The organism is Streptomyces sp. NPDC030143 (assembly GCF_055573695.1).
The window spans coordinates 283,698-301,312 of sequence record NZ_JBVIAY010000009.1 but is presented as its reverse complement, the minus strand read 5'-3'; the positions used below and the strand labels follow the sequence as shown (position 1 = coordinate 301,312).

Here is a 17,615-nt window from a genome sequence, read left to right as displayed (position 1 = left end):
GACGCGCCGTTCAACCCGGTGTCGCTGGCGCTGGGCGCGGAGGCGTCGTTCGTGGCACGCACGGTCGACTCCGACCGCAAGCACCTCACCGAGGTACTGCGGCAGGCCGCCGCCCACCCGGGCACCGCGCTGGTGGAGATCTACCAGAACTGCAACATCTTCAACGACGGCGCCTTCGACGCCCTCAAGGACAAGCAGCAGGCGCAGGAGGCGGTGATCCGGCTGGAACACGGCCGGCCCATCCGCCTGGGCACCGACGGCGCCCGCGGCGTCGTCCGCGACCCCGCCACCGGCGACCTGCACGTGGTCACCGTCACGGCGGACAACGAGGCACAGGTCCTGGTGCACGACGCGCACGCGCCGTCACCGACCACCGCCTTCGCCCTGTCCCGGCTGGCCGACCCCGACACCCTGCACAACACACCGATCGGCGTGTTCCGCGCCGTCGAACGGCCCGTCTACGACACCCGGATGGCCGAGCAGCTCGACACGGCCATCGAGCAGCACGGCAAGGGCGACCTGGCCGCACTGCTCGCCGGCACCGACACCTGGACCGTCAAGGAGTGATCCATGGCTTTCGTCATCGCCCAACCGTGCGTCGACGTCAAGGACAAGGCATGCATCGAGGAGTGCCCCGTCGACTGCATCTACGAAGGTCCGCGCAAGATGTACATCCACCCCGACGAATGCGTCGACTGCGGTGCGTGCGAGCCCGTCTGCCCGGTGGAGGCCGTCTTCTACGAGGGTGCCGTGCCCGCCCCGTGGGCGGAGTACGTGACGGCGGACCGTGGCGTCTTCGACGTCGTCGGCTCGCCCGGGGGCGCCGCCGCCCAGCCGCCGCTCGCAGCGGACCACCCCGTGGTGGCCGCCGAGGCGCCGCCCGGCGCACCGGCCGACGACCCCTCGGCCACCGTCGCCGACTGATGCGAATCGAGACCGTGATGAAGACGCCTGTCGTCCTGCTCGCCGAAGAGCTCGCACCGGCCACCGTCGACGTTCTGGGGTCGGGGGTGGAGATCCGGCGCTGCGACGGCACCGACCCCGCCGCCCTGCTCGCGGCGGTGCGCCACGCCGACGCACTGCTGGTGCGGTCCGCCACCCGCGTCGACGCCGAGGTGTTCGCCGCCGCTCCCGCGCTGAGGATCGTCGCGCGTGCGGGGGTAGGCGTGGACAACGTGGATGTCGACGCCGCCACCCGGGCGGGCGTCACCGTGGTCAACGCGCCCACGTCGAACATCGTCACCGCCGCCGAGCTCGCCTGCGGCCTCATCCTGTCCGTGGCACGTCACATCCCCCAGGCGGACGCGGCGCTCAAGGCGGGGGAGTGGAAACGCAGCAGGTACGTCGGCACGGAACTGGCCGGCAAGACCCTGGGCATCCTGGGCCTGGGGCGCATCGGGAAGCTGGTCGCCCAGCGGATGGCGGCCTTCGGGATGAAGGTCGTCGCCCATGACCCGCACCTGTCGGCACAGCGCGCCGCCCAGGCCGGAGCCGTACTGGTGTCGCTGGACGAACTGCTGAGCCGGGCCGACTTCATCACCGTGCACCTGCCCCGGACCGCGGAGACCATCGGCCTGATCGGGCACGAGGAGCTGCGTCGGACGAAACCGGGAGTGCGGATCGTCAACGCCGCGCGGGGCGGCATCGTGGACGAACAGGCACTGGCCGTGGCGTTGCGTGAGGGCCGGGTCGCCGGTGCCGGACTGGACGTCTTCGCCGTCGAACCGTGCACCGACTCCCCGCTGTTCGGCCTGGACACCGTGGTCGTGACGCCCCATCTCGGCGCCTCGACCACCGAGGCGCAGGACCGGGCGGGCACCGCGGTGGCCCACGCCGTACGGCGGGCCCTGCAGGGCGAGTTCATTCCCGAAGCGGTCAACATGGACGGCGGTCCGGTCGTCGACGAGGTGAGCCGGTACCTGCGGCCGGCCGAGAGCCTCGGCCGGATCCTGGCCACGCTGGTGGGCGGCCTCCCGCCGGCTGCCGTGCACGTCGAAGTCCGCGGTGAGATCACCCGGCACGATGTGACCGTGCTCGAACGGGCCTGCCTCGCCGGGCTGTTGGGCGAACTCGACGACGGGGCGGTCACACTGGTGAACGCCCCGCTGGTGGCCCGTGAGCGCATCGGCGACGTGCGGTTCACCACCAGTTCGGAGGGCGAGCGTCACCGCGACGTCGTCACCGTGCGCGGCATCCTCGCCGACGGCCGGGAGGTCAGCGTCTCGGGCACGTTGGCCGGTCTGAGGGACGTGCCCAAACTCGTCGGCATCGGCGACCACGACATCGATCTCGACATCACCGACCACATGCTCTTCCTCCACTACAAGGACATGCCCGGCATGATCGGCACCATCGGCCGGCTGTTGGGGGAGGCGGGCGTCAACATCGCCGTCATGCAGGTCGCACGGGTCACCGAGGGCGGCGAGGCCGCCGTCGCCCTGACGGTCGACACCATCGTCCCGGCAACCGTGCTGGACGCCATCAGCGAGGCCACGGGCGCCCGTTCGGCCCACTTCGTGAACCTGGCGGCCTGACCCGCCCACCCGCACACTCCCGGCCCTTACGGTGCCGGCGACCGGCCGCTCCAGGCCGTCGCCGGCACTTTTGCGTGTGCCGGGGTGTCCGTACGCCGCGCCGGGCCTTCACACACGCGTCCAGGACGGCCCGGTCGCCGACGGCGGGCCGGCCGCCCTGCGACACGACCCTTGCGACCCGGCCCGGTGCGCCACGGCGTCGGGTTCCATCGCCGGGTCGCTGGTGAGCGCGGTGCGGCAGAACGCGGTGAACGCCGCGGCCCTGCGCGTCGGATGCGCGCCGGAGGGCCGCGCCAGGCCGACCGGCAGCGGGGGCACCTCGTCCGCGATGGGCCGCACCCGCACCCTGCGCCCCTCGTAGCTGACGTCGAGGGCCGGCCGCTGGATGAGCAGGGAGTAGCCGGCGCCGCGGGCGACGAGACTGCGGACCATCTCGAAGCTCTCGGTGTGGTGACGGACGGCGGGTGTGACACCGGCCTCGGTCAGCACCTCGTGGAAGTAGCGGCGGCTGGGCGGGATGTCCAGCATGATCATGTCCTGGCCGGCGAGATCGGCCAGCCGGACCGCCTCCTGGCCGGTCAGCGCGTGTCCCTGGGGGAGCAGGACGTGCGGCACGGTGGAGTACAGGACGTCGAAGTCGATGCCCGCCTCGATGTCCACGCCGTACAGCAGGGCCAGTTCGCACCGGCCCTCGCGCAGCAGCTGCTGCACCTCGGTGAGGGACCCCTCCACGAAGTCCAGGGTGACCCCGGGGTAGGCGGCCGGGAACTCCTCGAGCAACCGCGGCAGCAGGAACGGCGCCAGGGTGGTGAAGCATCCGACGACCAGGCGGCCGGCCACGATCTGCCCCACCTCCCGCATGCCCACCTGGAGTTCCTCGCTGCGGGCGAGCAGGGCGCGCGCCTGCGGCAGGAACAGACGTCCGGCGGCGGTGAGGGCCAGCCCCTTCGCCTTGGAGCGGATCAGCAGCTGCACCCCCAGCTGGTGCTCCAGCTCACCGATGCCCGCCGACACCGCGGACGACGAGACGTACAGCCGCTGCGCCGCCCCCGTCATCGTCCCGGCGTCGGCGGCCGTCACGAAATAGTCGAGCTGGCGCAGGCTGATTCGCTCAGGCATAAGAAAAACCTCGGTCGGTGTCCAGGTTATTCACGTTTTCAAGGCGGCCGGCGATGAGGGAAACTGAAGGCAACCCACCCCAGGAGGTTCCGTCATGAACGCGCGGGGATGCCCGGTCAATCACGACTTCAATCCGTTGGGCGACGCCTATGTCGCCGATCCCTATCCGATTCTTTCGGCCGTGCGCGAAGAGGGGCCGGCGTTCTACGCGCCGGCCATCGACATGTGGGTGATAACCCGCTTCGACGACATCCAGAGCGCACTGATGAACCCGCAGACGTTCTCCGCGGCCGTCGGTCAGCGTCCGGTGTTCCCGCTCAGCGACGAGGCGCAGTCCATCATCAAGGAGGGTTTCCACGCCTATCCGGTGATGTCGGACTGCGACCCGCCGCGCCACACCCGAATACGCCGGCACAACCAGAAGGGCTTTTCCGCCCGACGTATTTCGGTGCTGGAGCCGAAGGTATGGGCCAAGGCGACGGAACTCGTCGACGAGATCGAGCCCGGTGTGGTCGATCTCGTGTCGGCGCTGACCTATCCGCTGCCCGCCTACATGATCTTCACCTTCATCGGGTTCCCCGACGAGGACATGGACATGTTGAAGTCGTGGTGCGGCAACCGCATCGCCTTCAGCTGGGGCAAGCCCACCGCCGCCGAGCAGCGCGACATCGCCAACAACATGGTCAACTACTGGCGCTACTGCGAGGAGTTCGTCGCCAAGCGCGCGGCCGAGCCGGTCGACGACTTCACCAGCGACCTGATCCGCATCCACCAGGCCGACCCGGAGAGCCTGTCGATCTCCGACATCACCAACGTCGCCTACGGGCTGAGCTTCGCCGGACACGAGACCACCACGAGCTTCACCGGCAACGCGGTGCGCAGGCTGCTCGCCAACCGCGACCAGTGGGACGACCTGTGCGCCGACCGGTCCCTCATCCCCGCGGCGGTCGAGGAGGTGCTGCGCTACGACAGCAGCATCCCGGCGTGGCGCCGCATCACCACCTCGGCGGTCACCGTCGGCGGCGTGGAGATCCCCGCGGACGCGAAGGTGCTGCTGCTGCTCGGCGCGGCCAACCGGGACCCGCAGCACTTCGAGCACCCCGAGGACTTCGACATCCACCGCGAGGACGCCCGCAAGCACCTCGCCTTCGGCCAGGGCATCCACTACTGCATCGGCGCCGCCCTCGCCCGGATGGAGGCCCGCATCGCCCTGGACCTGCTGGCCCAGCGCGCGCCCGGGATGCGCATGGTGGAGGAGCAGGACTTCGACTTCCCGGCCAACGTGTCCTTCCGCGGTCCCCGCAAACTCCTGGTCCACTGGCCCGAGTGAGCGGCCCGCGCCGTCACCGCCCGGGGACACCCGCCCCGGACCGCGTCCGGCGCCGGAGCGCGGGCCCTCGTACCGGGCGAGGGCCCGCGGCGGGCGGGCGCGGTCAGCGTTCATCGACCAGCAGCGTCTGCACCACGGTGCCGCAGTCCCCGGCCGTGTCCCCCAACTGGCCCACGGCCAGGCCCGACCCGCCCGGGCTGGCGGCCGTGGCCGACGCCAGCGACAACCACTCGCCGGCCGGCTCGCGGTGCAGGGCGAGCGTGACATCGGTGTTGATGACCAGCCGCCGCCGGTGGTCCAGCTCGAAGGCGACCGCCCAGTTGCTGTCGGCCAGGGTCAGCGCCCGGGTGAGCGCAGTGTCCTCCTGCCCGGCCAGCAGGGGGACGCGCTGTCGCGCCCACACCGTGCCGGGCCCCGGGGTGTCGAACCCGGCCCCCGGCTCGAAGCGCCACTCCATGGCCGCGACGTAACCCTTCAGGTGCGCACCGGCCATGGTGTGCTGCGGCTGCGCGCCGGGCAGCGGCGGAACCGGCCCGGCGAACCGCAGGGCGGGGGTGTCCGAAGGGCTGGCGGTCGTCCGCCAGGCCCGGGCGAGCATCACGGTCTGCCCGCCCGAGGTGACTTCTCCCTCCAGCAGTTCCACACGCCGCCCCGCGTGCACCGTCCGCACACCGACCTCGAGTCCGGCGACGGGCACGGGGCGCGGCAGCTCCAGGGTGACCCTGGCGATCCTGAAGCCCTCGCGCGGCTCGTGCCGTTCCATCACCCGCCCCAGCAGCGCCGACGGCGGACCGGCGTGCTGCCACTTGGCGCTCCACGGCCCCGCGGTGGCCCAGGTGCTCTCGTAACGTCCCTCGCCCAGGTCGTGGTAGAAGGCCTCCGGCAGGTCCGCCGGGGCGGAGAGGGCCATGCTGTTCATCGGAAAGGGTGCTCCGTCCTTGTCGCGTCGGGCGAGCGGTTCCCGCCCCGGTCCGGTCCTCATGGTGTCGACACCGCAGGAGCGCCCAGCAGCCCCGGCCCCTTGTCCTCGCCGCGGGCGCGGAACCACCGCCGGTAGGAGTCCGGCGGCACCCCCACCGTGCGGCTGAAGTGCCGCCGCAGCGTGGCCCCCGTGCCCATGCCGGTCTGCGCCGCGATCTGCTCCACACTCAGCTGCGTGGTCTCCAGCAGGCGCTGCGCCAACTGCACGCGTTGCGCCAGGAGCCACTGCAGGGGCGCCATTCCCGTGCAGGCGCGGAAGCGGCGGGTCAGGGTGCGCCGGCTGACACTGGCCTGCTGGGCCATGTCGTCCACCGTCACCTGACTGTCCAGCCGCTGCGTCACCCACGACACGACGTCGGCGAGCACCTGGTCCTCGCCGACGACCTCCGACGGGGCGGGCAGTTGCGCCTTCTCCGGCGTGGCGTGCGGGGACATGACGAGGTGGTGGGCCAGGGCCCGGGCGACGGCCTCGCCGTGGTCGAGGCGCACCACGTGGAGGAACAGGTCCAGGCTGGCGGCCCCGCCGGCGGAAGTGAGGATGTCGCCCTCGTCCACGTACAGCGCGTCCAGGTCCACCCGCACCCGGGGGTACTGGGAGGTCAGGGCCTCGGCATGGGACCAGTGGGTCGTCACCCGCCGGCCGTCCAGCAGCCCGGCCGCCGCCAGGACGAAGACACCGGTGTGGGTCGCGACGATGCGCGCGCCCGCCTCGTGCGCGTCGCGCACCGCGTTGACCAGGGCGGCGGGCGGAGCCTGCGACATGTCAGGACGGCCCGGCACGAGGACGGTGTGGGTCCGCGTCAGCTCGTGAGGACCGCACACCCGCTCGATGCGGCAGGCGTCGCAGCTCTGCGAGTCGTCCAGGACGCAGCCGAGGAAGTCGTACCAGGGATCCGCCAGGTAGGTGCGACTGACGCCGAAAACCTCACGTGCCGCCGAGATGTCAAGACCGGAAACGCCTGAAGTGAACAGTAGGGCCACTGATATCGGCATGAGCCATACCGTCACCTTCGGGTCTTCCCGGGTCAACGTATTCTTGCCGAAGTCGCACACGAGTGCGGTACCGGAGGCACTTCCTCCGAAAAAACGCCTCCGAAGCGTGAACCTGCCGAAGTCGCACAGCGTCCCGGCGCACCTTCCGGCCGCCACCGCCATCGCACCGGCCGCCGACCCGAACCGCTGACCAGCGAAAACGGCGGCGAGGTGAAGTCGAAAGCGACGGGAATCCCCCTCACACCCCAAGGGTGATGTCGCAGATCTGCCAGCCTGCCGCGAGCGGAACCTGCTGAACTGACGGAGCAACGACAGCTCCACGCCCTTCTCAGGACGGAATTCATGGCCTCGACGAACACCGCCATCGCGCACGACTCCGGCGGGGTCGGCCAACCCACCCGATCCCCACTGATCGGATGGCTGGCCGTCATCTCAGTAATGCTGGGAATTTTCTCGATCGTCACCACGGAGATCCTGCCGATCGGCCTGCTCACCAAAATCGGATCCAGTTTCACCATCTCCGACGGGATGGCGGGACTGATGATGACCATGCCCGGATTCCTGGCGGCGATCTCCGCCCCCCTGGTCACCGTGGCGACCGCGCGCATCGACCGACGGCTGATGCTGTGCGTGTTCATGCTGCTGCTGGCACTGGCGAACTTCCTGGCGGCCGTGGCACCGTCCTACTGGCTCGTCCTGGTCTCCCGGGTGGTCGTCGGGATCGTCATCGGCGGCTTCTGGTCGATCGGGGCCGGACTGGCCGAACGGCTGGTGCCGGCGGAGTCGGTCGGGCGCGCCACGGCGGTGATCTTCTCCGCCGTCCCGCTGGGCTCCGTGCTCGGCGTACCGGCCGGCACCTTCATCGGCGACCTGGCCGGCTGGCGCACGGCGTTCGTCGTCATGGGAGTCCTGACGGTCGCCGTCCTGGTCATGCTGCTGCTGGTCATGCCACCGCTGCCGCCGGTGCAGACGACCCGCCTGAGCGTGCTGCGCGGAATGGTCAAGAACGTCAACACCCGCTTCGCGCTGCTGCTGACCTTCCTGGTCGTGCTGGCCCACTTCGGGACCTACACCTACGTCACGCCCTTCCTCGAGCAGGTCACCGACGTCAGCTCCGAGATGGTCACCATCTTCCTGCTGGTCTACGGCGCCGCCGGCATCGCCGGCAACTTCCTGGGCGGGGCGCTGGTCGGCCGCCATCCCCGGGCCACCTTCGGCCTGGCCGCCGGACTGATCGCCGTCGCCACCCTGCTCCTGCCCGTCCTGGGACGCTGGGAGATCGGGGCCCTGGCCATGCTGATCGTCTGGGGCGTCGCCTACGGCGCCGTCCCGGTCTCCTCCCAGACCTGGTTCACCAAGGCCACACCCGACGCCCCCGAGGCGGCGTCGGTGCTGTTCACCGCGTCGTTCCAGGCGACGATCTCCTTCGGCGCGCTGACCGGCGGCTTCGTCGTGGACCGGTCGTCCCCCTCCATGGTCATGGCCCTCGGCGGCATCACCGCCGCCCTCATGGTGGTGGCCGCCTGGACCCACCGCGCCCGGCGCCTGACCTGGCAGGACACCACCTGAGCCCTGCCACACCCGAACCGGGCAGCCGGGGGCGACCCGGTCGCACCTCGTCGAGACAACCCCGGACCCCGCCCGCTCAACCCCGGTCCGGGGCCGTGCTCAGCAGGCCTGCCCGGCCGCGAGCGATCACACCAACGAGAGGACAGACACACATGTGCGGAATCGCCGGTTGGGTGGATTTCGACCGTGACCTCACACAGGAGCGCGCCACGGCCGAGGCCATGACCCGGACGATGGCCTGCCGCGGCCCCGACGCCGAGGGCGTGTGGCTCGACCGCCACGCCGCCATCGGTCACCGCAGGCTCTCCGTCATCGACCTCGAGGGCGGCAGGCAGCCCATGCTCGCCGAGGAGGACGGCCGCCCCCTGGCCGTGCTGACCTTCAGCGGCGAGATCTACAACTACCGCGAACTGCGCGCCGAGCTCACCTCCCGCGGCCATCGGTTCCGCACCCAGAGCGACACCGAGGTCGTCCTGCGCGCCTACCTCGAGTGGGGCCAGGACCTGGTGAGCCGGCTGAACGGCATGTTCGCGTTCGGCATCTGGGACACCCGCCGCGAGGAGCTTCTCCTCGTCCGCGACCGCATGGGCGTCAAGCCGCTCTACTACTACCCCACCCCCCACGGCGTCCTCTTCGGTTCGGAACCCAAGGCGATCCTCGCCAACCCGGACGTGCCCCGCCGCGTGAACGCCGACGGGCTGCGCGAGATCCTGGACATGGTCAAGACCCCCGAACACGCCCTGTTCACCGGCATGTTCGAGATCCGCCCCGGACACGTGGTCCGGATCCGGCGCGAGGGACTGACCAAGCACCGCTACTGGGCGCTCGAGGCCAAGGAGCACACGGACTCCCTCGACCGGACCATCGGCACCGTCCGGGAACTCCTCGAGGACATCGTCTCCCGGCAGCTCATATCCGACGTCCCCCTGTGCAGCCTCCTCTCCGGCGGACTGGACTCCTCCGCGGTCACCGCACTCGCCGCCAAGGCCCTGAAGGACCAGGGCGCCGGCCCCGTCCGCTCCTTCTCCGTCGACTTCGTCGGAGCCGCCGAGAACTTCGTCCCGGACCCCCTGCGCGCCACCCCCGACGCCCCCTTCGTGCGGGACCTGGCCGAACTCGTCCAGGCCGAGCACAAGGAGATCCTCCTCGACAGCGACGACCTCAGCGACCCGGACGTCCGCGCGGCGGTCCTGGCCGCGACCGACCTGCCCCCGGTCTGGTACGGCGACCTCTGGCCCTCCCTCTACCTGCTGTTCCGCGCCGTCCGCGAACGCTCGACGGTCGCCCTGTCGGGGGAGTCGGCCGACGAGCTCTTCGGCGGCTACAGCTGGTTCCACGACCCCGAGGTCCTCACCGCCGAGACCTTCCCCTGGCTGACCAGCACGCCGGGCCCCTTCTACGATGGCACGCCGCTCTTCGACAGCGGCCTGCTGGGGCGTCTCGACATCCCCGGCCGCCGCCGCGAGAGCTACCACGAGGCGATCGCCGAGGTGCCGGTCCTGCCCGGGGAAGGCGGACTGGAGAAGCGGATGAGGGAGCTCAGCTACCTCAACCTCACCCGCTTCGTGAACACCCTGCTGGACCGCAAGGACCGGATGAGCATGGCCGTCGGCCTGGAGGTCCGCGTCCCGTTCTGCGACCACCGGCTCGTCGAGTACGTCTTCAACGCCCCCTGGGCCATGAAGAAGTTCGACGGACGCGAGAAGAGCCTGCTGCGCGCCGCCACCCGCGACATCCTGCCGCAGTCCATCGTCGAGCGCGTCAAGGCGCCCTACCCGAGCACGCAGGACTCCGGGTACGAGAAGAAGCTGCGCGACCGCCTCGCCGACGTCATCGCCGACGGCGACGCGCCGATCCTGCCGCTGCTCGACCTCGACCGGGTCCGCGACCGCCTGAACCGGCCCGTCAGCGCGGAGAGCACCCAGATCACCCGCATCGACCTGGAAGTGCCGCTCTCGCTCAACGCCTGGCTGAAGTCGTACGACGTCACCCTGGACGTGTGAGCGCGGTCCCGCTCCCGGTCCGTCACCTCCGCCCCCTCCCGCACACCCGCCGGCCGTGACCGGCCGGTACCCCTGAGACCGCCCGGTGGTCCTGCGTTCATCCCCCGTCCGCAGGGCCACCGGGTTCCTCGCCGTGTGCGCCCGTCCCGTCCGCACGACCGCCCCCGCCGTCCGCCGCCCCCGACCGGCCGGCGTCCCAGAGGGAGTACTTCGTGTCCCTGCCCCTCAGCCCCGTGGAGCTCGCGGCCCGGCAGGCCCTGTACGGGCCGCACACCGGTCCGCCGTCGCCCGGGAACCGCTTCCCCGAGGCCGCCGCCCTCGGCGGCCTCATCCACGGCCACATCGCCACCCTGCGCGGTCTCGACCTCACGGGTGTTCCCCCCGCGTCGGTCTTCCGCGCCGGTGCCCCGCTGCCGCCGCCCGCACCTCAGGGGCCCGCACCCGAGGGACCCGCCGATGCAGCCGTATGAACTCACCCTCGGTGACGCGGCCCGGGCCGTCGCGACCGGGGAACTGTCACCGGTCGAACTCGTCGACTCGGTCCTGCGCCGGGCGGAGGAGACCGAGGACACCCTCAACGCCTACGCCACCCGCACCGCCGAAGCCGCACGCGCGGCCGCCGCCCGGGCCGAACGGGAGATCCGGGCGGGCCGGCACCGCGGTCCGCTCCACGGCATCCCCTACGCGCTGAAGGACGTCATCGACACGGCCGGCGTGCCGACGACCGCCGGCTCCCGCGTCTGGGCCGACCGCGTCCCCGCCGGAGACAGCACCGTGGCCGCCCGCCTGGCCGCGGCGGGCGCCGTCCTCGTCGGCAAGACGCACACCCATGAGTTCGCCTACGGCCTCGTCACCCCGCAGACGGCCAACGCCCGCCACCCGGGCCGTATCGCCGGCGGCTCCAGCGGCGGTTCGGCGGTGGCCGTCGCCGCGGGCTCGGCGACCTTCACCCTGGGTACCGACACCGCCGGTTCCGTCCGCGTCCCCGCCGCGCTCAACGGCGTCGTCGGGCTCAAGCCCACCTACGGCCTCGTCCCGTGCCACGGGGTGGCGCCGCTGTCCTGGTCCATGGACCACGTCGGCCCGATCACCCGCAACACCCGTGACGCGGCGCTCGTCCTGGACGCGATCGCCGGCCGGGACCTCCGGGACCCGGCCGGCATCGTCTCGCCCCAGGCCCACCAGGAGTACGAGGCGGCGACGGACCTGCGCGGGCTGCGCCTCGGCGTCCCGCGCACCTACTTCTTCGACCGGGTGGCGTCCGACGTCCAGCAGGCCGTCCGCGCCGCCGTCGAGCACCTCGTCGGGCTCGGCGCGACACCGGTCGACGTCGAGGTGCCGCTGACCGAACATCTGCTGCCCACCCTGTGGGGTCACATGGGCCCCGAAGCGGCCTCCGCCCACGAGGGGCACCTGCGCGACCACGCGGCCCTCTTCGGTGACGACGTGCGAGGCCTGCTCGAGGCCGGACAACTCATCCTCGCCACCGACTACCTCCGCGCCCAGCGCTCCCGCACGCTCATCCGGACCGCCTGGCAGGAGATGTTCCGCAGCATCGACGTCCTCGCGACCCCGACCGTCGCCCGCACGGCGACCGAACGCGGCCGCGACGACGTCCGGTGGGGCGACGGCTCCGTGGAGACGGTCACCGACCTCTACGTCAGACTCACGGCACCGGCCAACGTCACCGGTCTTCCCGCGCTCTCCCTGCCCGTGGGCCACGACGCCGAGGGCCTTCCCGTGGGCCTCCAGCTCATCGGCGGCCCGCTCGCCGAACCCGACCTGCTGCGCGTCGGCACCGCCTACGAGACGACCGTCGCGCAGTCCGGCGCCCCGCGTCCCACCCTCGCGTCGCGGGTCTGACGCGGAGGCCCTCACGGCAGTGGTGTACCGCCGGTGGCGTTGAGGATCTCGGCGGTGACGAAGCTCGCCTCCTGCGAGGCGAGATAGACGTACGCCGGCGCCAGTTCGGCCGGCTGGGCCGGGCGGCCCAGCGGGCTCTGCTTGCCGAACTCGGCGGTGTCGGGCATCGTCGCCGGGATCAGCGGCGTCCACACCGGCCCCGGCGCGACCGCGTTCACCCGGATGCCGCGCCCGGCGACCATCTGGGCCAGGCCCTGGGTGAAGGTGACGATCGCGCCCTTCGTCATCGCGTAGTCCAGCAGGTGCGGGCTCGGCTTGTAGGCCTGCACCGACGTGCTGTTGATGACGCTGCCGCCCGCCGGGATGTGCGGCAGCGCGAACTTCGTCAGCCAGAACATGCCGTACAGATTGGTCCGCATGACCCGGTCGAACTGCTCGGTCGTGATCGCCTCGATGCCGTCCGGCTGTGACATCTGGTAGGCCGCGTTGTTCACGAGCACGTCGATGCGCCCGAACTCGGCGACCGCCCGGTCGATCAGCGACCGGCAGGCTTCCTCGTCGCGGATGTCGCAGGCGACGGCGACGGCCTTGCGGCCCGCCTCCTCCACCAGACGGGAGGTCTCGCGTGCTTCGTCCGCCTCCTCGGGGAGGTGGGTGAACACCACGTCGGCACCCTCACGGGCGAACGCCAGGGCCACGGCCCGGCCGATCCCCGAGTCGCCGCCCGTGATCACGGTCCTGCTGCCCTCCAGCCGGCCCGAGCCGCGGTACGACTCCTCCCCGTGGTCGGGCGGCGGGTCCATCGGCCCGGTCCAGCCGGGGTGCGGCTGGTCCTGGGAGGGGAAGTCGGGTCGCGGTTGCTGGGTGGTCGGGTCCTGCCGGGTGGTGTGCTCGTCCGTCACGTCGGCCTCCTGCCTGCCTTCCGGTTCGTCCGGAACACCGGGTTCCCCGCCCGGCGCCGGTCGAACGGACCGGTGGCCCGTCCGGGCGGAGGCCGAACGGGGCCACCGGTCGGCTCAGCCGAGGGGCGGCCATCCACCGGTGGGCAGGTCCACGCCCGGCAGCCCGTCCGGCAGGGTCCGGCGGGCGGGTGTGTCCGCCCCCGGGGCGGGGGCGAGCGACGCCTGCCGGGCCGGTGCCGGGCACAGGGCCCGCGCCAGGTGTCCGCCGATGGCGTCGTTGATCGGGCTCGGCTCCCAGCCCGTGCCGTCCGCGTTGAGGCGCTCGTACTTCATGAGGTTCCAGCCCATGGCGAGCTGGCGCTCGCCGTCGGGGCTGGACAGGGCGATCGTCCCGGCGCCGAAGACGGCTCCGTCGTGGCCCCAGAAGCGGCCGCAGTCGGGCAGGTCGAGGCTGTACAGGCCGAGGCCGTAGTCGACGGTGCCGGGACCGACGGCGACGGGGACCGTCCGCTGCATCTCGGCCAGGGAGTCCGCCCCGATCAGCGCGCCGCCCAGCAGGGCGCGGTAGAAGCGGTTCAGGTCGTCCGTGGTGGAGACCACCGCGCCCGCCGTGTACAGGAAGGACATGTCGTAGACGCTGTAGTCGCGGGGCGGGTCGATCGCACCGTAGAACGACTCGTACATCCGGGGGTGCGGGCCCTTGATGTACGGGGTGCGCGGAAAGCTGGTGTGGCGCAGCCCGGCGCGCGCGATGACGTGCCGGGTCAGGTACGTCCCGGCGTCCTGGCCGGTGACCTTCTCCAGGAGCAGCCCGGCGATCACGTAGTTGGTGTTGGAGTACGAGCCCGGCTGCTGACCGGGACGGCCGGTGGCGGGTGCCGCCAGGCCGAGCCGCACGAGTTCCCCGGGTGCGATGGAGCGGAAGCGCTCCTCGTCGAGGCTGGCGGTGGACTTCTGCGCGAGGGAGGGGAACGCGCCGAGGATGTGGTCGCCGATCCCGCTGGTGTGGTTGAGGAGCATCCGCACGGTGATGTCCCGGCCGCGCTGCTCGTCGCCGCCGGTGAACAGCTCGGGCAGGTAGTCGCCGACGGGGGCGTCGAGATCGATCCGGCCGCGCTCGACCTGCTGCAGGACGGCGACGGCCGTGAAGGTCTTGCTGATGCTGCCCACGCGGTGACGCATCCCGGGGGTGACCGGCCGTCGCGTGTCCACGTCGGCCACTCCGGACGCACCGGTCCAGCTCGCGCGTCCGTCACGGACGGACGAGTGGATGCCGTACATGCCGGCCTGGTGGACGGCGTCGAGCGTGGTGCGCAGGGCGGCCCGGTCCAGCGAGCCGGCGCCCGGCGGTGTGGTTCCCGAGGCCGCGGTCGCGGCCGGCACCGCGGTGGTCATGAGCAGTGTGGCGCCCAGGACGGTCCCGATGAGTCGGGTGATACGCAAGAGGAGTCCCTTCCCCGTTGTCGATCATGCGGGGTGATTGTCGGGGGCTTTCGGCAGCTCGCACATCGTTCGACCGGACGATCGATTTCGCGCCGTGGCCGGAGAGCTGCGCGAGGACCGCCCCCGCAACCTCTGGGCTTGCTCAAGACCGGCTTGAAGCGGTCGTCTCCCGGGGCACTCTCCCAGTAGCCGATGCGCACGCACGGCGAGGGGGGAGAACGTCATGGTGATCACACTGGTTCTGGTGGCCGCGGCGGTCGTGGGGCTGCTGGTCTGGGGTGGCTGGGCGCTGCGGCGGGCGTGGCGCCGCGCCTGGGACGACTTCGCCGTGCGGACGGCCACGGTCGGCGGGGGGACACAGCGCGGCGCCACGTCCTGGTCGACGGGCGGCGCGGCGGGCGCGACCACGGCGGCGAGCACCGGGGGCGGCTCCCTCGCCGACGCCTCCTGGTTCGTCGCGGGCACCTCGTGCGACGGTGCGTCGAGCGGCTCCTCGTGCGGCGGCTCGTCGTCGTGCGGGAGTTCCTCGTCCTGCGGGAGTTCGTCCTCGTGCGGCAGCTCGTCGTCCTGCGGCAGCTCCTGCTGACCGGTGGCCGGCCTCCCGGTCGCGTCGCCCGCAGGTGAGCCGGGGGGGACGGAGGGGCACTCGGGCGGTGATCCGGAAGGGCGCCGTGCGAGCACGGGGGACGGGAGTGAGGGGACGTGGCGGACGTCGAGGCGTTCATGGGCCGGCTGAACCCGCAGATGTGCGTGGTCACGGCCGCGGCGAACGGGGAGCTGTCGGGGTGTCTGGTCGGGTTCTCCTCGCAGTGCTCCATCCGGCCGGTGCGGTACGCGGTCTGGCTGTCCAAGGCCAACCGCACCTACCGGGTGGCCGAGACCGCGGGCTGCCTCGCCGTGCATCTGCTGGGCCGGGACCAGCACGCGCTGGCGGCCCTGTTCGGCGGGCAGACGGGTGACCGCGTCGACAAGTTCGCCCAGGTGCGGTGGACGCGCGGGCACGGCGGGGCTCCCGTCCTGGAGGACGCGGCGGCCTGGTTCGTCGGCACCGTGGACGAGCGCCTCGACGGGGGCGACCACGTCGCCTTCGTCCTCACTCCCGTGCAGGCGGGCGTCCGCACCGGCGACGGCCCCCTGCTGCGCCTCGACGACACCCTCGACATCAGCCCCGGCCATCCCGCCTGACGCCGTACCGGCCGCCCGCTCCGGGTTTCCCGGGCGGCTCAGTGACGGGTCAGGCGGGTGAGCGTGACGCCGTTGGCGAAGGCGGTGCGTTCGGCGACGTCGAAGACGGTGGGGTCGAAGGCGCCGTCGAAGGCCGGGATGCCGGCGCCGACGACCACCGGGTAGCTCTTGACGACCAGTTCGTCGATCTCGGACAACAGGGAGCCCGCGAGCCTGCCGCCGCCGCAGAGCCAGATGTCCCGCCCGCCGTCCCCCTCCCGCTTGAGTTCACGGACGAGACCCACCGGATCGCCCGGGACGACGGTGACGGCCGGGTCGATGTCGGGCGGGAGCGTGCCGGACACGACGTACTGGCGCAGATGGGCGTAGGGGCTGCTGATCCCGGCGTCGAGGGGGAGCCGGTAGGTGCCGCGCCCCATGACGACGGTGTCGAACCGCCGGGCGGGCGCGTCGGCGAGGCCGACCGCTGCACGCTGGGCGGTCGGCACGGTCTCGGGGTACAGCGTGTTCGCCACCGCGCGGTAGGCCGCGGCCTGCCGCGCGTCCCCGAGGGGGAAGAAGTCGAACTCACCGGCCGGGCCTGCGATGCGACCGTCGAGTGTCAAGGCGACGTAGTAGACGAGCTGGCGCACGACGGCGACTCCCCACATAGTACTCTGATTGAAGTGGTTGGAACGTAGTACTACAAGTGGAGTGGTGTCAATGGTGAGAAGGAACGACGAGCGGCGCGCCGCCCTCGTGGACGCCGCGATCGAGGTGCTGGCCAGGGAGGGGGCCAGGGGGCTGACGTTCCGGGCGGTGGACACCGCGGCGGCCGTGCCGACGGGCACCGCGTCCAACTACTTCGCCAGCCGCGACGATCTGCTCACCCAGGCCGGCGCCCGGGTCTACGAGCGGCTCCAGCCCGACGAGGCCACCATCGCCCGCCAGCGGGCGGCGGGCCGCGACCGGGAGACGTACGCGGAGCTGATGCGGGAACTCGTCGGCCGGATCGCCTCGTTCCGCACCGGCTACCTGGCCCTGCTCGAACTGCGCCTCGAGGCAACGCGCCGGCCCGAACTGCGCACGGTGCTCACCGAGCGGGTCCGGGCCGACCTCGCCGCCAACCTCGCCTACCACGAGGCCTCCGGCCTCCCGGGTGACGCGATGGCGGTCAAGCTGCTGTACATGGCGCTGAACTGGCTGATCGTCGAACAGCTCACCCTGCCGGGCGTCTTCACGGAGGCCGAGCGCGAACAGCTCGTGACGGCGGCGGTGGAACGGATCGTGGCCGCGGAATAGCCCCGGGCCGCGCCGACGAAGCAGTTCGGGGCCCGCCGCGTGGGATTCGCCTTCACAGGCCCGCGCCGCGTCCGGAGTCGTCCTCCGGGGTCGGCGCCGAACGGAGGTGTCCCGGGCCCGCGCCGCGTCGGAATCGTCGTCCCGGGTCGGCGCCGAACGGACGTGTCCCGAGCCCGCGCGAGTGGGAGGCGTCTGCCGGCCCGCGCCGAGTCGAAGGCGTCTGCGGGGCCCGCGCCGACGGAGGTGTCCCGGATCGGCGCTCGAACCGAGTCGTGCCGGGCCCGCGCCCAAACGGTTCGTGGGCACGGAGTGGGGGCCCGGGGGGGGGGGGGGGGGAGGGGGGGGGGGGGGGGGGGGGGGGGGGGGGGGGGGGGGGGGGGGGGGGGGAGTGGAGGCAGGAATGTGGGTCCAC

Annotated in this window: 16 protein-coding genes and 1 pseudogene; 11 read left to right on the top strand and 6 right to left on the bottom strand. The window is 72.1% G+C overall.

Annotated elements, in window-relative coordinates:
• From ACZ4YY_RS18700 to serA, 3 genes and pseudogenes are all read left to right on the top strand, one after another.
• Positions 1-567: pseudogene (locus ACZ4YY_RS18700) on the top strand (2-oxoacid:ferredoxin oxidoreductase subunit beta); the annotation flags it as partial.
• Positions 568-570: 3 nt separating this feature from the next.
• Positions 571-924: a ferredoxin gene (fdxA, locus tag ACZ4YY_RS18695; RefSeq protein WP_468290914.1), complete on the top strand. Its 354-nt coding sequence runs from the start codon at positions 571-573 to the stop codon at positions 922-924.
• Entirely contained in the window at positions 924-2,534 is a 1,611-nt protein-coding gene (gene serA / locus ACZ4YY_RS18690) for a phosphoglycerate dehydrogenase (RefSeq protein WP_468290911.1), read from the top strand. Before fdxA ends, serA begins: the two co-directional genes overlap by 1 nt.
• Positions 2,535-2,642: 108 nt before the next feature.
• Here the strand turns inward: serA and ACZ4YY_RS18685 are convergent, their stop codons facing one another.
• A complete protein-coding gene (locus ACZ4YY_RS18685) occupies positions 2,643-3,653 on the bottom strand; it encodes a LysR family transcriptional regulator (protein ID WP_468290908.1) in 1,011 nt (336 codons plus the stop codon).
• A 94-nt stretch (positions 3,654-3,747) separates the two neighbouring features.
• On the opposite strand from ACZ4YY_RS18685, the gene ACZ4YY_RS18680 reads away from it, so the two are divergent.
• Complete coding sequence (locus ACZ4YY_RS18680; protein ID WP_468290905.1) at positions 3,748-4,983, top strand: cytochrome P450; 1,236 nt, start codon at positions 3,748-3,750, stop codon at positions 4,981-4,983.
• 103 nt (positions 4,984-5,086) lie between these two features.
• Here the strand turns inward: ACZ4YY_RS18680 and ACZ4YY_RS18675 are convergent, their stop codons facing one another.
• Positions 5,087-5,902: a thioesterase family protein gene (locus ACZ4YY_RS18675; RefSeq protein WP_468290903.1), complete on the bottom strand. Its 816-nt coding sequence runs from the start codon at positions 5,900-5,902 to the stop codon at positions 5,087-5,089.
• 59 nt (positions 5,903-5,961) lie between these two features.
• Positions 5,962-6,957: a GlxA family transcriptional regulator gene (locus ACZ4YY_RS18670; protein WP_468290900.1), complete on the bottom strand. Its 996-nt coding sequence runs from the start codon at positions 6,955-6,957 to the stop codon at positions 5,962-5,964.
• Between the two features lie 342 nt (positions 6,958-7,299).
• Between ACZ4YY_RS18670 and ACZ4YY_RS18665 the strand changes: the two genes are divergently transcribed.
• The 4 genes from ACZ4YY_RS18665 (at position 7,300) to ACZ4YY_RS18650 (ending at position 12,392) form a co-directional block, all read left to right on the top strand.
• Positions 7,300-8,526 (top strand): MFS transporter, encoded by a 1,227-nt coding sequence (locus ACZ4YY_RS18665; RefSeq protein ID WP_468290897.1) that lies wholly within the window; start codon positions 7,300-7,302, stop codon positions 8,524-8,526.
• A gap of 152 nt (positions 8,527-8,678) precedes the next feature.
• On the top strand, positions 8,679-10,529 hold the full coding sequence (asnB, locus tag ACZ4YY_RS18660) for an asparagine synthase (glutamine-hydrolyzing) (RefSeq protein WP_468290894.1): 1,851 nt from the start codon (positions 8,679-8,681) through the stop codon (positions 10,527-10,529).
• A 212-nt stretch (positions 10,530-10,741) separates the two neighbouring features.
• Positions 10,742-10,999 carry a hypothetical protein gene (locus ACZ4YY_RS18655; RefSeq protein ID WP_468290891.1) on the top strand — a complete coding sequence of 86 codons (258 nt, stop codon included), beginning with the start codon at positions 10,742-10,744 and terminating at the stop codon, positions 10,997-10,999.
• Positions 10,986-12,392 (top strand): amidase, encoded by a 1,407-nt coding sequence (locus ACZ4YY_RS18650; RefSeq protein WP_468290888.1) that lies wholly within the window; start codon positions 10,986-10,988, stop codon positions 12,390-12,392. The genes ACZ4YY_RS18655 and ACZ4YY_RS18650 overlap by 14 nt, the downstream gene beginning before the upstream one ends.
• 11 nt (positions 12,393-12,403) lie before the next feature.
• On the opposite strand, the gene ACZ4YY_RS18645 is transcribed toward ACZ4YY_RS18650, so the two are convergent.
• Both ACZ4YY_RS18645 and ACZ4YY_RS18640 read right to left on the bottom strand, forming a co-directional pair.
• On the bottom strand, positions 12,404-13,294 hold the full coding sequence (locus ACZ4YY_RS18645; RefSeq protein WP_468290885.1) for an SDR family oxidoreductase: 891 nt from the start codon (positions 13,292-13,294) through the stop codon (positions 12,404-12,406).
• Positions 13,295-13,408: 114 nt separating this feature from the next.
• Positions 13,409-14,737, bottom strand: coding sequence for a serine hydrolase domain-containing protein (locus ACZ4YY_RS18640; RefSeq protein ID WP_468290883.1), 1,329 nt, complete (start codon positions 14,735-14,737; stop codon positions 13,409-13,411).
• Between the two features lie 223 nt (positions 14,738-14,960).
• Between ACZ4YY_RS18640 and ACZ4YY_RS18635 the strand changes: the two genes are divergently transcribed.
• Together ACZ4YY_RS18635 and ACZ4YY_RS18630 are read left to right on the top strand one after the other, a co-directional pair.
• Positions 14,961-15,323, top strand: a complete 363-nt coding sequence (locus ACZ4YY_RS18635) for a hypothetical protein (RefSeq protein WP_468290880.1) — start codon at positions 14,961-14,963, stop codon at positions 15,321-15,323.
• Between the two features lie 116 nt (positions 15,324-15,439).
• Entirely contained in the window at positions 15,440-15,922 is a 483-nt protein-coding gene (locus ACZ4YY_RS18630; protein WP_468290877.1) for a flavin reductase family protein, read from the top strand.
• 38 nt (positions 15,923-15,960) lie between these two features.
• Here ACZ4YY_RS18630 and ACZ4YY_RS18625 read toward each other — a convergent pair whose 3' ends face one another.
• The gene (locus tag ACZ4YY_RS18625) at positions 15,961-16,554 is read right to left on the bottom strand and encodes a dihydrofolate reductase family protein (protein WP_468290874.1); all 594 of its coding nucleotides are present in this window, start codon (positions 16,552-16,554) and stop codon (positions 15,961-15,963) included.
• 70 nt (positions 16,555-16,624) lie between these two features.
• Between ACZ4YY_RS18625 and ACZ4YY_RS18620 the strand changes: the two genes are divergently transcribed.
• On the top strand, positions 16,625-17,203 hold the full coding sequence (locus ACZ4YY_RS18620) for a TetR/AcrR family transcriptional regulator (protein WP_468290872.1): 579 nt from the start codon (positions 16,625-16,627) through the stop codon (positions 17,201-17,203).
• Positions 17,204-17,615 lie beyond the last annotated feature (412 nt).

Coding starts and splice junctions, on each gene's coding strand:
- serA (WP_468290911.1), top strand. CDS start 924: ATGCGAATCGAGACCGTGATGAAGACGCCTGTCGTCCTGCTCGCCGAA.
- ACZ4YY_RS18620 (WP_468290872.1), top strand. CDS start 16,625: ATGGTGAGAAGGAACGACGAGCGGCGCGCCGCCCTCGTGGACGCCGCG.
- ACZ4YY_RS18670 (WP_468290900.1), bottom strand. CDS start 6,957: ATGCCGATATCAGTGGCCCTACTGTTCACTTCAGGCGTTTCCGGTCTT.
- ACZ4YY_RS18685 (WP_468290908.1), bottom strand. CDS start 3,653: ATGCCTGAGCGAATCAGCCTGCGCCAGCTCGACTATTTCGTGACGGCC.
- fdxA (WP_468290914.1), top strand. CDS start 571: ATGGCTTTCGTCATCGCCCAACCGTGCGTCGACGTCAAGGACAAGGCA.
- asnB (WP_468290894.1), top strand. CDS start 8,679: ATGTGCGGAATCGCCGGTTGGGTGGATTTCGACCGTGACCTCACACAG.
- ACZ4YY_RS18665 (WP_468290897.1), top strand. CDS start 7,300: ATGGCCTCGACGAACACCGCCATCGCGCACGACTCCGGCGGGGTCGGC.
- ACZ4YY_RS18635 (WP_468290880.1), top strand. CDS start 14,961: ATGGTGATCACACTGGTTCTGGTGGCCGCGGCGGTCGTGGGGCTGCTG.
- ACZ4YY_RS18675 (WP_468290903.1), bottom strand. CDS start 5,902: ATGAACAGCATGGCCCTCTCCGCCCCGGCGGACCTGCCGGAGGCCTTC.
- ACZ4YY_RS18650 (WP_468290888.1), top strand. CDS start 10,986: ATGCAGCCGTATGAACTCACCCTCGGTGACGCGGCCCGGGCCGTCGCG.
- ACZ4YY_RS18680 (WP_468290905.1), top strand. CDS start 3,748: ATGAACGCGCGGGGATGCCCGGTCAATCACGACTTCAATCCGTTGGGC.